We start from the raw sequence: 14,125 nt of genomic DNA, 5'->3' as shown, positions 1-14,125 counted from the left end.
CATTGTTTCACCTTACAACTCTTAAAAAGTCCATACTATTTATAATTTTTTATTAAGTGAAGAATTTCTTCAACATGTCCATCGACATCATCATAAATCCACTCTTGTACTATTTCTCCATCACGATTGATAAAAATCGTTTTTCTTATAATCTTCTTGCGATCATCTGCTTCAACAACCGCCCCATACATATCTGCGATCTTCATACTTTCATCTTCTATTAAAATATAAGGTAGCTTATAAGATTGAATAAACTCTTGATGTGATAATGCTGAATCAGGGCTAATACCAATAATAATTGTATCTAAATCTACAAATTCCGAACTATAATCTCGAAAATTACAAGCTAACTTAGTGCAACCACTCGTAAAGTTTCTTGGATAAAAGTAAAGGATAATATTCTTTCCTTTAAAAGTTAATAATTTCTCCTTAAACGTTGATAATACACTAAATGTATCTCCGTCTTGTTCTATTAATGTATTTTCAACCTCTTTATTTTTATTATTTGGCAAAACATTTCCTCCTTAATAATTATGTATAGTTCTATAATACAAATTAATAATAGAAGAGGGTATTGATAAAATCGGCACTTAAATCGCAATTTTTTCGCAATTTTTGAGTATAAAATATACATTAAGAATCCTTTACACCATACAACCTTTCATCTATAGTTTTGATTAAATATTACTTATTAATTTTAAATGCCTAAATCATAAATGATTCGATCAATTCAATGTAAAAAAAGTGAGGTTTTTAATTATGTTAGACATTAATTTTATTAGAAATCACCAACAAGATCTAAGTTTAATTGCTAACCAAAAGGGGATTAATATTTCAATCGAGAGAATTATTCAACTAGATTTTGAAAGGAGAAAGCTAATTCATGATATCGAATTAGCTAGATTCACAAAAAAGAAATTATCTAATGATATGAAAGATTTTGTGTTAAAAGGCGATAATCAGCACCTAATAAAAAGTATAAAATTACAGATAGATGAAATTAATAAGTCATTAAAAGCTAATCAACAAAATTTAGAGTCTATATTAAATGAATACAATACACTAATGCTTTTAGTACCTAATATTATTTCAAGCGATACACCTATCGGTCTTTCTGACAAAGATAATGTTGTTGTCAAAGAATGCGGAAGAAAACCTACGTTTACTTTCAGTATCAAAGATCACATTGAACTTGGACATTCATTAGACATCATTGATATAAAAAGAGGCGTGAAAGTAGCTGGTACAAGGAATTATTACTTAAAAAATATGGGAGCTTCTCTACATAGAGCAGTTCAGCAACTAGCCATTGATCATTTAATTCAAAAAGGCTTCACTCTTTTAGAAGTTCCTGCAATGGTTAATGAAGAAATGTTTATTAATACTGGATTTTTTCCAATTGGACAAGACCAAACCTATAAACTAGCAAACAGTAATAAATATTTAATAGGAACTTCTGAGGTACCTATCGTCTCCTATTATTCAAATGAATTCGTTAATATAGAAAAACCTATCAAATTAGCTGGAATATCAAATTGCTTTAGAAGTGAAGTAGGTGCCGCTGGAAGGGATGTAAAAGGATTATATAGAGTTCATCAATTTAGTAAAGTTGAACAAGTTATTCTATGTGAAAATAATGTTGAAAAGTCTAACCTTATTTTAGAAGAAATCACTCAAAATGCGGAATAAATTCTACAGCTGCTCGAGCTTCCTTATCGTGTTGTTTCTGTTTGTACAGGGGATATTGGACAGGGTGTTTTTAAAAAATATGATATTGAAACTTGGATGCCTAGCAGAAACAGTTATGGCGAAACACAATCTGCATCCAATTTATTGGACTTTCAATCTCGAAGATCTAAAATTAGATATAAAGATAATAATGGCGAAATAAAATACTGTCATACTTTAAATAATACAGCTATCGCGACACCAAGAATATTAATCCCCTTACTTGAAGTTCATCAACAAGAAGATGGATCCATCTATATACCTAGAGCATTAAGAAAATACTTAAATAATCAAGAATACATCGAATCACGTTAATCATAATAATTAATGCTACTAAATCTAAATTTAGTAGCATTAATTATTATGATTCTTTTAATATACAACTTTTTTCAAAATATTCACTAGCAAGTTTGTACTTTCGATTTTTAGAATAATACTTACCTAATTTATAATAGCAAGTGCCTAAATGCTTTTGATTGTTTATCCCCAAGAAATATGGTAGTGCTACATCTTCAAAAAAAGAAATCACATCACTTATTTCTTTTTTCCCTATTTCGAAAACAACTTCAAACCATATACTTCTCAATTGAACTTCAAGCATTGCATAGGATTTAAGATTTTTTTCTTTTAAAACCTTTTCTAATATAGCTTGGCACTCTTCTAATCTTTTTATGGCATAAAGATATGTTACCAAATACAAGATTGTAGTAAAATACGAGGAATCTTTTGTCCCCTTTAAATCTAAGCTTAATTGAAAATTGCGCATCGCTGCATCATGATTTCCTTTTTTGGAATATAAATAACCTAAATTATGATACACTGTCGCCATAACTACTTTATTATTTATAGCAGATGCTACTTTCATTATATTATTAAATTCCTTTTCTGCTTCTTCCCATCTCTTTACTCTTATATAATTAATACCGATTATCATCTTGCAATCTATTATCCGCTGATAATTCATTTGATTAGAATAAACTTTTAAGCTTTCATTTGTATAATATATTGCTAAAACGCTATTCTGTAAATGACTAAAAGTTAAAGCCATATGGTACAAAAGACTAGGTATAGGTTTACCAATTTGATTCATAACAATTTCTGCTTCTTGTAGTAATTGCAATCCTTCTTTATACTTATCTTTTTTACATTTATACATACCCGCATAGTGAAGAAATGAACAGTACAACTCAGGCTTTAATAAATCTTTTATACCATTTAATTGTTCAATAACTACTTTTGCTTGATCAAGATCATCAATTACAACAAGGTATCTTAATTTAAAAATGTAATAGTCATAAATAATATTAGGAGTATTTAAAATCATCTCTTTATCTTTCTGAATTTCTTTAAATATTGCCTCAACCTCTTTAAATTTCTTTTCTTCTAATAATTGAATCCCTTCATCTATTAGCGAATTTACACGATTTATCATATCATGTATTTTCAAACTATCATTTATTTCAATACCTAATCTTTTTAGTAATAACTTTATTATTTCTTGATTAGGTATTATTTTTTCATTTTCTATTTTACTTAAATATGTAACTGAACATATTCCATGAGCTAACCCCTCTTGAGTAAAATCTTTTTTTATTCTTTTAAAACGAATAAATGATCCTAAATTCTCCAATGTTTTCTCTTGCATGGAACCCCCCCCTCAAGAAATTTTACCACAATTCCATTTTTTTGAAAAACATTTTACTGAATACTTAAATAATCAGATTTAAACTCACAAAAAAAAGTACTTGTTTTGTAAAAAACAAGTACTTTTTTTGTGTTTTATTCTTTATTATATCCATGAACTTAAAATATTTTTTTATATCAATACATTATTTTGATTATTATACAATTGATATTTTTCTCTCGATAATTTACTTGGACTATTGTATGGCGGATGTTCTTCTACTAATAATTTACTTGGACTATTGTATGGCGGATGTTCTTCTACTATATTTTTTTCTTTTAATTCCATCGAGAAGCTAGTTCCCGCTACTAATGCTATACTCATGCAAACAAATACTATATATCTAAATTTCATTTTCATACCCTTCACCTATATCCTTTTTATTATATAGAATTCACTTTATCCTTAAGAGGAATTCCTTTATTTAAAATCTCTTATTGAAATTCAAGCATTATTTCATAGATATGTTCGAGATTTTCCCAACTTATTCTCTCTAATTTAGGAGTTTTAAATACAAAAGATTTTACCTGTTCTCTTAAAGCTTTATTAAATTCTTCTTCAAAATTTAAATTCACTTCTAGTTTCCCATTAACGTACACTCTTTCATAATTAATAATCTCGATATTCCCTATCGAAGTCTTTAGTGTAAATTTGTTTTCTTCATAACTACTTTCCATAAAATGATTTAATCTACCCTTTACACCATTTACTACAAAACCACTTTTCACTCCTATTAATAACCCATTATTAATATTTAACCTTTTCTCTCGCCACTCAAAATTTTTTATAGGGAATACATAATCTATTAAATCTATACTATGAATAACTTCATACCAAAACAAAAAATTATTACATTTATACCACCAATCTTTTTTCTTCTTATTGGTATAGCGTTTAATATCAATTTCATATACAACCGCCTGAGTTTCATTCAATAAATCCCTTACAAATTCAGTTGTCTCAAAAAATCTTAATATATGTCCCACATATACACATTTGTTTTTTAGAATTTCGATTCCCTTCCTAGTAGTTACAGCCGGTTTTTCTATTAATAATCTGTTGGTTTCGGCGCTACTTAAATAGGTCTCGTGTAAAAAAAATGGTATGGCAATAATCATATTCTTATTAGGTGACTTTTTAAATTTCGAATATCCGGATATAATTTCCCGATAATGCGCAGCCATGTTTCCCTTCCCAACAATATCAATCAATATCAATCATCCATTTCTGTAAAATCTTAAAATGATCCATAACACCTTTAATATTGACCCATTCATTTGGTTGATGAGCCTGTTGTAAACTACCTGGACCAAAAATAATAGTAGGAACCCCTAATTTTTCGGCATAATAGCCAGCATCGGAGCCACCATAAAATTTATTTTTTGCTATAACTTGCTTAAAAGTATCTTTAAATTTATCCATTAATATGTTTAAACACTCACTTGAAAATTCAGTTGATAAATTTTTATAATCCCATGAATACATCTCTGGAAGGTAATCATTGATTTGATAATGCACATCATACTCTTCAAGAACATTTTCTATTTCTTCCAATATCATCTTTTTTTCAAACTCTTTACTTACCCTAATGTCTATAACAGCTTCAGAATAATCCGTTACAGATCCTGGATGATCTCCACCTTTGAAAATTCCTATATTAATATTAGGGAACATTGGAAAAGATGGATTTTCTCCTTTCATTTTGCTGATTTTCTTCTGAGCCTTTATTAATACATTTGCCAATACTTCGTTAGCGTTTACCCCTTCTTCATAATGGCCAGCATGGGCTTTCTTCCCCTTTACTTTAATTATCTTCCAAGAATTCCCCAAAGATTCTAATACTAGACTATTTTCAGTAGGTTCACACACAACTGCTAAATCATACAAATCTCTCTGTAAAATATTCGAATTTAACAAACTCTTCATTCCATATGTACTATTATTTTCCTCATCATCTACAAAATGAAATTCTAAATTCCACCTTGGAATTAATTTTTCTTCCCCTATTGTACATAAAAGAGTAATCATAGAAGCTACTCCTGCCTTCATATCACATGCACCTAAACCATAGATACGCTTGTTCTCTTCAGTAGCAGCATATGGATCGTACTTCCATTCATTCATATTTCCATAAGGCTTTGTATCAAGATGACCATTCAACACAACTGTTTTATTAACTTTACCTCTTACTTTTATAATTAAATTGACTTTTGACTCACTGGTCTTAAATATTTCATATTCAAAATCATACTTATTTATTTTTTTTATAATATAATTTATTAAGTCTTTTGTATTCCCACCGGGATTAGCTGTATTAATTTTCACTATATCCTTTAGAATATCTATTACCATTTATTCTCTCCTCACTAACCAACAAATTTTTTCAATTCAATTCCCATCGGACACATCACTAAACCTTCACAATCACTTTCACAAAAGTCTTTACAAGTAAGAGCTATATTATTGACTTCTTCTTTATCTCCATTTGATAGATGAATCATAATCGATCTTGGTGTCACACGTTCGTTCCTATTATTAATATACTGTGGACAATTACTTAAACATAGACCGCACCTAACACAGTTTAAATAATTCATTTTTAAGCCCCTCTTCAACTTGTGATTGTATATTTATTTGTTGCCTTAATTTTTCGTCCAAAAAGATATAATGGCTTTTTCTATCTTCTATTCTCCTTATAGAAAGTGATAAAGGTTTCAAACTATTTAACTCTATTTCATCTATTTCTTTATCAAATACAATTAAACATCTTTCGTTATTCATATATAACCAATTTTTAAATTTAATAATTGAAAATGGCAGGGATTCTTTTAATGAAATAATAGTAAATGTATTATACTCACCTAAATTCTCACCCTTAAAAACATCAAATAAGAGGAATTGCTCGTGTTCAATAGCTTTTGAAAACATTAATATTAATGTACCGTTAGAACATACATAATAATCAATTAAATATTTTTTCACCTTTTCATTCTCTAGAATTTCAAATGGCTCTTCTAAATTTACATCTATCTTATAAAAATAAAATCTTGTATATAACTCTTCCAAAAATACATTTTTAATTGTATATTCTTTTATCCCATCAAATAATGCACATAAAGGTACAAGATTATATCCTTCTACATTTTTTAATGTCTTCGCACCTATAGTTTTAGAATCTTCAAACTCAACTGCTCTAATTAAGGAGTCCAAATTATAAAAGTTATCCATAAAACTCGGGATATTTAATCTAACTAACTCTTCCAAAGAGTATTTTAAGTTTATAACGGGGTAATATGGAATAGTTAATTCTGATTTATTGAGCCTTTCATTAACTTCTTCAAATGGCTCTTTCACACTTACATCCTTCAAACCATCCTCTTTAACTGGTTCGTATTTAACATAATCTAAACTAGTACATTCTGTTATGTGATATGTATTTTTTAACTGTGAAATTCGATGTACATACTTTTGACTATCATTAAAGTTACTAAACATTTTCCCTTTATTCATAAGATGATTAGGATCAAAATAATCTTTTATCATTTCATACATTTTATTTTGATATTTCGCTGACAAAATATATTGCAAATGTTTTTTCTCAATTCCTATACCATGTTCTCCACTTATAGCTCCTCCCAATTCTTTCGCCTTTTTTATAATAAGAAATAGAAACAACTCTAATTTTTCCATTTCTTCTTCAGACTCAGGATCATAAAAAACTGTGGGATGTATATTTCCATCTCCTGCATGATACGTATTTAATAGAGGAAAATCAAAACTGAGTGATAAACTAAAGAAATAGTCAATAATTTCTTTTAACCTACTTCTTGGTACTACTGTATCAAATAAAAAATACTTCTTTTTATTTGTATTTTCTAATATGTGTTTCACATTATTTTGAACAACTTTTATTCTTAATTCATGTAAGTTTCCCTCAGCAGTTACCCTTCCATTAAACTTACTAACAGCCTCTTTTAAGTAGGTAATTTTTTGATTAACTGTTTCTTCATCATCATGCTCAATTCCAATAATTAATTTTGCCCCTACACCTTTTGACTTATTTGGGATATATGGATTTGTAGACATATCAATAGAATTAGTTAATAGTTTATTCTCAATAATATAAAACACAAATTCAATTGCTTGCTGATAATCCAAAAAATTCAAAACTAAATCTTTATGGTACTCAAGTTGGTTTTGAGTTTCTATCACTGACTCGGTAAACGCTCCTAACGTTCCTTCAGAACCGATTACCATGTGCTTTAGGGCCTGATTTGACAATGCGTATAAGTATTTTGACCCTAATAATACCTCCCCAAATTTAGGCGTGAGCATTTTTAATGTTCTAATATAATTTGAAGTAACACCATACATGTAACATTTTGCACCACCAGCATTCATGGCTATCGTTCCACCCATAGTACAGATATTATGAGAAGAGGGATCTGGAGGATAAAATTTTTGATTCCCGCTAATCCGTTCATTAATTTCTTTTAAACGGATACTTGCAGGTACCGTAAATAATCTTTCTGTTTCACTAGTTACATGTAAAGGTATTTTAATTGTAGAGATAATAATATCCTCTTCTCTTGCTTGTACAGATCCGCAATAATTCGTCCCTGAAGCTCTAATAAGATACGGAATTTGATGTCTATTTAAACGTTGGACAAGATTTGAAAACTGTTCCTGACTGCTAGGAAAAATGATAAACCTTGCATCACCTTTCGTTACATAAGCATCATAATTATAAATCTCTAATTTAGATATGTCTGTTTCATACTCATAAGCATTTTCATCTAAAAATTCTTGAATTGATAATTCATTCATTAATTTAACTTTAACCATAAATGGGCTCATCCTTTGTTGTATTACTGCTTATTGGAATTACTCCTCTATTAGCCACTTTTATTAATTCCTCAGCAACTTCAATATTATGAATAGCCTCTTCAATAGTTGGTTCTGTCACTTCTTTATTATTGGTAATAGTATCGATAAAAAATTCTAATTCCTCTTTTAGAGCTTCATCTAAGAACAATTCTTCATAAGTAGTCTTTTCATTATATATCTCTATATCATGGTTAATTTTTGTTCGAAGAACTCCTTTTTGACCGTAAATAGTTACCTCATAATCCATACCGTATGGATAAGAATCTGGTAGCAACCAAATATTTTCTATATGAGCTGACACCCCACTTTGAGTCTCTAAATAAGCAGTGTTAAACGAATATGATTGTTTTGTAGGATCACTTTGTATCCCCGCAACTTTTTCTATGGAACTTCCTGTGAAAAATTGAACTAAATCAATATCATGTACCATTGCTGTAATATACGCATTAATTCTTCCATAATGATCTAACATTTCATGGCTAAAATTACGCTTTAATGTGATAGCTTTTACTTTTCCTATATCACCATTTAAGATTTTCTCTTTTAATTTTTTATGCTTCTTTTCATGTCGTAACAAATGACCTGTCCCTATTTTTTTTGAACGTGCCTGTGATAACCCCCATAGTGCCACTGCTTCTTCATAATTAGCTGTAATTGGCTTTTCCATAAACAAATGTTTATTTGCTTCTAAAACAGCCCTACCAATTTCAAAATGAGTTCTTTCGTCTGTTGTAACGTGAACAACATTTATATCCGCATGATTCAAAATTTCTTCAAAATGATCAAAAAAGTGAATATCAGGATAAAGAATAGAAATTTGAGCTTTTCGTGCTGGGTTATTATCGTAAACACCAACAATATTTACTGCTTCTAGTTTTTTTAATACTTCAAGGTGGTTTTTACCAAAAATACCCATGCCTATTATTGCTACATTATATCTCTTATTCAACTGAGTAAACCTTCTTTCTATTTTTATATTTAGATTCACAGACTTTTATTAGTTCTTGTAATAATTCCACAGTCCACTTATAGCACTCTTCAGCTTTTTCTAAATCGCACTGCTCTTCAAATTTTGAATACTTAAGTTCCGAGAATTTACTTACTATACTAGAAATTTTCTCATTATAATTCTCTCGATAAAATGGAACCAATTTGTTTCTCCAATCATGAATAATTTGCAAATCCCCCCCTGTAGCCAAGCTTTCAGAATCTAATTGAATACTTACACCATCACGAATACCTTCCTCTGCATAGTGAAGTGATTCTCTAAACAAGATTAATGGGCTCTCTTTAACAGGATAGATGAATGGCAGGGCTTGAACTTGGCTTTTATATAAATGTAATGCATATTTTCGCTCAAGCCACCATGATTCACTCTTGGTAACTTCATTCTTCAGCTCTCTTAAAATTTCCTCATTACCATATAAGAGTTTAAAACTAGTATTCCAACCATTACCGATATTTTGTGTTAGGTTCAAACGATTTTTCTTGTCTTTTCCATTGAACATATTAGTTGTGATACTAATTCTATTTTTTACCATATGTGTAGTATTTCTTTTCCCGAAAGCATACGGATGTAAATCTACAAACACTTCTAAAGTTTCATTTGACCACGCAGCGATTAATTCAGAAAGTAATTTTCCATACAAATAATTTGCTCTATAAAAATTATCCTCTTTTGACACAAGATAAATGTTAATGTTAGGTTCATCATCAAACTGTTTTTTTCTAACATAACTTCCTGTAATAAATGCTAAGTCAATTTCATTTTGTAACCTATAAATAACTTTCTCTCTAAATGCCGCAACAAAGCTATCCAATATTTTGCGATCCAATACTTTTCTTCCCCCTCATTAAACCCAGTCTACTTTTTTGTAATGACTATTATTTTTAAAGACTATGTCAAAATCTTTATCTGCGTTTAAAAAAATATTTTCATATCTATCTAATACAGATATATCTGCATTAGTTAGTTCAAAGGAATTTAATATACCTCTAAATTCCTGATCATACATTTCACTGGCAAAACAAAATGGTAATCGATGTAAGAATCCACGATACTGATTATAAATAAAGTATTTTTCTTCTATTGTTACTTTCGATGGGATAGTAATTTCTATTTCAAAATTAGAAAACAAAACATTTTCTACAGCCCGATTTTCAAGAAAAAACTCTCCACTTTCCCACTCAGTTTTAGAAAAAGTGTAAATGTTAATTTGATCAGTATAATTTGCTACCCTCTTAAAGTTTGGATGAATTCCATAATTCACTTTGCCCCCTAAATCCGGACAATGATAAATAAACTTGGATAGCTTTAAATTTAATTCAGCATACATATCATCTTGAAATACAAAAGTTATTAAATCTGAATTTTCAGTGTTTTCCATTTGGAAAGCTGCCGTATTTAACCATTCTTTTGTTTCCTTTATTAAAGCACTATCTTTAATCATTTTTTCCTCCTACCAGAAACCAGCTAAATTTTTATTATGACTAAAAGCTTGATTAACTTCTTGTAAAATTGGATTTCTTAATTCACTAGGGATTTCATGAAACTTGCTAAATCTAATATTATTAATCGTTTCCCTACAAACAGGGCACATATTATAAGACACCAATCCCTTTTTACCATCTATATGACTTTTCAAATAATCAGTACTATCATCTATCGAATTGTAAAAAGTTGTTTTATCTACATTAGGATATTTTTTTTCAATCTCGCCGGATCTCGCCGAAAGTTGACCACATCTGTATAAATCACCATTAGCTCTCATTTTTCCAACTAGCCCTAACTCTGTAACAATGCATCGCTTTGGTAGTGGTAAATGAAAAGCCAAAATTCTTTCTAAAAATTCTCTGGCAGCTACTGGGCTGTACAAACTATCAATCTGTTCCTTTATCCCCATGTAATTCTCTAATACTCTATTTAATACCTTATTGAGATTTTCACCTTTCACAGCTTTTTTAGCATCTCGATTAATTGAAATCATCGGTCGAGGTGTGATAATAGTTCTATATCTTTTAGCTAGCTCGATTGTAAATTCATAATCCCTTTTGCTATTCCAAGATACTAAATTCCCAACGATGATTTCTGTATCTATATTCATTAACTCTTTCGTTCTTAATAATAAACGGACATTATCAGATACAATATCATTTTTGTTTTCAGGTTCTCCCGGTGCAACAAAATTATAATAAGAAATTCTTATCCCTTTTGTTGAAAGCAAGAGCCTTCTAACATCATCTTGACTTCCTAAAGCAAAGGCATTTGTAATAACAAACGTATCAATTCCATTTTCTAAAAACCTTTCTGTAACATCAGGGAGCCGCTTCCCGTTATAGTTATAAATACTCGGTTCTCCTCCACCCGCTAATGTAATAGATGTATACCCTGCTTCCTTTAATTCCTGTATAAAGCTATCTAACTTTTCAAACGGAAGTTGTTTATCCATTTGACTAAATTGAAAGGTGCATCCTGGACATTTAAAATTACAAACATCTGTAATATCAATCTCTAGCCTCCTAACATTTTCACCTAATTCCAGTTTTCCTTTAACAAATAAAGCCTTTTCTGGAGAAAAAGGAGTGAAACTTAATGATTTTGAAAGTTCATCTAGAAATGGGTGATTCTCAATTGAATACTTTTCTAAATCATATAAATAAATCATGTACCTTTTATATAAATCAGGATCTATTCTATTCATCCCCTCCTCGTACCATTTTTTCTCCTTATTAATTATCATTGTGTTCATAATTAAGCTCCTCTGTCCAAAATATGAATATCCATTAATTACATGTTAATTCATTTTTCTAATTATTCATATTGTTAAAATTAATTTATATTTCCAGTTTTTTTTGTTTTTTTTGTTTTGAATTGAGAAATAAATTATAAAAATTGTAACTACAATAGGTTTTAAACTATATATTTAACTGTCAGTTCTATCAAATACCTATTTTAATCAAATTTCTTTACACTCTCAGAATTTCAAAGTATTCACTTACATAAATTTCAAGTCCTATCTACAAGGTTCATTTCTATGAGAACTTAACTTCTCATCCTAAAATTAAGTTCGCCAGAAAATTTCTATACAAAAACTTACTTATACAGAGACTCTTATGCTACAAAAAACGATACGATCTTCTAATACATTCTCTTCCTCATAAGATTAACAACCATTTCTTTAATAAAAAAAAAGAGTTCTTCCAATTTAAACTGGTACCGATAGTTAGAACACTTGAATTTCAAGGTATGGAGATTAGGAGACATCATGAGTAAAATAATATTGTCAACTAAAGAGATAAAAAGACTTCAAAACAATTCAAATATACAACGAGCGAGCTATTACCTATACTGAATCCTTTAAAAATAGATTTATTGATGAGTATTTAGCTGGTAAACTTCCTCGACAAATTTTTATAGAGAATGGCTTCGGTATGAACGTGATAGGAATGAAGCGAATTGAACAATCCGCCTACAGATGGAAAAAAACTTATGAAAAGAATGGTTTAATCGGATTAACTGATTCGTGTAGAACTCAGTCTGGTAGACCATTAAAACGAAAGCTTACACCATTCGAAGTAATAAAAAGGCAAGAGGGCAAAAATCAAGTTACTTGAAGGGCAGGTGGGACTATTAAAAAACTAGAAGAGACAGAAAAGAGGCTGCTAAACGCAAGCGAAAATCTAAAACCGAATAAAGTATATCAGTTGATTTATATGACTATTGAACACAATCAATTTAAGTAAATGACTAAGTATTTTTGTGATCTTTTAGAGGTTTCCCATTCTGGATATTATAACTACCTACAATCATCCACTGGCCGAGAAGCAAGAGAACGATTGGACCTAATTTTTAGTCGTAAAAAGATACAAAGAATCATGAGAAACTTTAAAATTGTCTGTCCTCTATGAAAATGAATCGTCTCACCTAAATATGTATGTACCATTTCATCACCTAACGTATTATTTTACATATAAAAAAGAGTAGGATACGAATGTCCTACTCTACCTATTATATCATTTACCGCTTTGACGAACTCATTATCCTCTATACTTTACAGCTAATCCCTTAATGAAATTCCTTGCGTATCTATCGCCGCACTCTTTGTAATTTTTATGGCCTTTTTTTCTTAATAGAGCGCCTAGTTCTCCCTTAGTCACTGTAACGCCTACGCTATCTAGTATATCAAGTACATCTTCACTCGTTAAAGATAGTGCGATTTTCATTTTCTTTAGAAGAAGGTTGTTAGCACTCTCTTTGCTTTGTACAGGTGCCGGTTGCCCTGGTTTCGGATCTTGCTTCCCTCTTTTTAAAGTAATAAATCCATTGAAAAATGCTTCTAACATCATCATATCGCATGTTTTTACGTACTCATCTTCTTCCACATCAGGGTTTTCAGGTTCGTGCTGAGGCGCTCTCTTTATTTTTGTAAGCATATCAACTACGTCTTCTTTCGTTACTTCCATACCGCCAAGTTTAAAGATTTCTACCATATCTATATCTCTTATATCTAAAGCATATCTTACTCTTTTTAATATATCGTTGTTGCTCATTGCCATTGTTTTTCCTCCTGAAATGTTAAATATAATAATGCCTTTAGCATGTGTAAATGAATGTCGTCAAGTTACTACTTTAACATTTTAAAGGGAGGTTTTGTAGTCTTAGGTGGATTCATGCTTGTTAGGATTAAATCTAGACAGAGATTCGAATGCTTTTTAATTCCCTTTTTTCTATAAAATATATCTTATTTTTTTATAACAACATACAGGTATTAATTAGTATAATAGAATAACAGCGTTTTAAGGGCTTTCAGTTAAGTGGAGAATATC

At 29.8% G+C, this 14,125-nt stretch carries 13 protein-coding genes and 1 pseudogene; 2 read left to right on the top strand and 12 right to left on the bottom strand.

The annotated features are described in order from the left end of the window. Positions 1-35: 35 nt before the first annotated feature. On the bottom strand, positions 36-512 hold the full coding sequence (locus EGX95_RS28345) for a peroxiredoxin (RefSeq protein WP_001133472.1): 477 nt from the start codon (positions 510-512) through the stop codon (positions 36-38). Between the two features lie 247 nt (positions 513-759). On the opposite strand from EGX95_RS28345, the pseudogene serS reads away from it, so the two are divergent. After that, positions 760-2,043: pseudogene (gene serS / locus EGX95_RS28340) on the top strand (serine--tRNA ligase). Between the two features lie 46 nt (positions 2,044-2,089). Here the strand turns inward: serS and EGX95_RS28335 are convergent. The 10 genes from EGX95_RS28335 to EGX95_RS28290 form a co-directional block, all read right to left on the bottom strand. Continuing rightward, a complete protein-coding gene (locus tag EGX95_RS28335) occupies positions 2,090-3,373 on the bottom strand; it encodes a tetratricopeptide repeat protein (protein ID WP_001156760.1) in 1,284 nt (427 codons plus the stop codon). Positions 3,374-3,544: 171 nt separating this feature from the next. Beyond that, positions 3,545-3,766 (bottom strand): hypothetical protein, encoded by a 222-nt coding sequence (locus EGX95_RS28330; protein WP_226812331.1) that lies wholly within the window; start codon positions 3,764-3,766, stop codon positions 3,545-3,547. Positions 3,767-3,846: 80 nt separating this feature from the next. Beyond that, positions 3,847-4,623 carry a hypothetical protein gene (locus EGX95_RS28325; RefSeq protein WP_000565588.1) on the bottom strand — a complete coding sequence of 259 codons (777 nt, stop codon included), beginning with the start codon at positions 4,621-4,623 and terminating at the stop codon, positions 3,847-3,849. After that, positions 4,616-5,764, bottom strand: a complete 1,149-nt coding sequence (locus EGX95_RS28320) for a M20 family metallopeptidase (RefSeq protein ID WP_000234087.1) — start codon at positions 5,762-5,764, stop codon at positions 4,616-4,618. The genes EGX95_RS28325 and EGX95_RS28320 overlap by 8 nt, the downstream gene beginning before the upstream one ends. A 14-nt stretch (positions 5,765-5,778) precedes the next feature. Further along, complete coding sequence (locus EGX95_RS28315) at positions 5,779-6,009, bottom strand: 4Fe-4S dicluster domain-containing protein (RefSeq protein WP_001108475.1); 231 nt, start codon at positions 6,007-6,009, stop codon at positions 5,779-5,781. Beyond that, positions 5,987-8,257 carry an FAD-binding oxidoreductase gene (locus EGX95_RS28310; RefSeq protein ID WP_000241461.1) on the bottom strand — a complete coding sequence of 757 codons (2,271 nt, stop codon included), beginning with the start codon at positions 8,255-8,257 and terminating at the stop codon, positions 5,987-5,989. The genes EGX95_RS28315 and EGX95_RS28310 overlap by 23 nt, the downstream gene beginning before the upstream one ends. Next, complete coding sequence (locus EGX95_RS28305) at positions 8,250-9,248, bottom strand: Gfo/Idh/MocA family protein (protein ID WP_001042907.1); 999 nt, start codon at positions 9,246-9,248, stop codon at positions 8,250-8,252. The genes EGX95_RS28310 and EGX95_RS28305 overlap by 8 nt, the downstream gene beginning before the upstream one ends. Next, positions 9,241-10,134 carry a hypothetical protein gene (locus tag EGX95_RS28300; RefSeq protein WP_000375183.1) on the bottom strand — a complete coding sequence of 298 codons (894 nt, stop codon included), beginning with the start codon at positions 10,132-10,134 and terminating at the stop codon, positions 9,241-9,243. Before EGX95_RS28300 ends, EGX95_RS28305 begins: the two co-directional genes overlap by 8 nt. 18 nt (positions 10,135-10,152) lie before the next feature. Then, on the bottom strand, positions 10,153-10,749 hold the full coding sequence (locus EGX95_RS28295) for a hypothetical protein (protein ID WP_000588632.1): 597 nt from the start codon (positions 10,747-10,749) through the stop codon (positions 10,153-10,155). Between the two features lie 9 nt (positions 10,750-10,758). After that, positions 10,759-12,048: a radical SAM protein gene (locus EGX95_RS28290; RefSeq protein ID WP_001094977.1), complete on the bottom strand. Its 1,290-nt coding sequence runs from the start codon at positions 12,046-12,048 to the stop codon at positions 10,759-10,761. 682 nt (positions 12,049-12,730) lie between these two features. Here EGX95_RS28290 and EGX95_RS28285 point away from each other — a divergent pair. After that, entirely contained in the window at positions 12,731-12,913 is a 183-nt protein-coding gene (locus EGX95_RS28285; protein ID WP_014297621.1) for a helix-turn-helix domain-containing protein, read from the top strand. A gap of 423 nt (positions 12,914-13,336) precedes the next feature. Here EGX95_RS28285 and EGX95_RS28280 read toward each other — a convergent pair whose 3' ends face one another. Further along, on the bottom strand, positions 13,337-13,855 hold the full coding sequence (locus EGX95_RS28280) for a YehS family protein (protein WP_001251737.1): 519 nt from the start codon (positions 13,853-13,855) through the stop codon (positions 13,337-13,339). Positions 13,856-14,125: the final 270 nt, after the last annotated feature.

The sequence above is a fragment of the Bacillus sp. FDAARGOS_527 genome (assembly GCF_003812125.1).
GTDB lineage: Bacteria > Bacillota > Bacilli > Bacillales > Bacillaceae_G > Bacillus_A > Bacillus_A paranthracis.
This window is presented reverse-complemented; position numbering and strand designations above follow the sequence as displayed.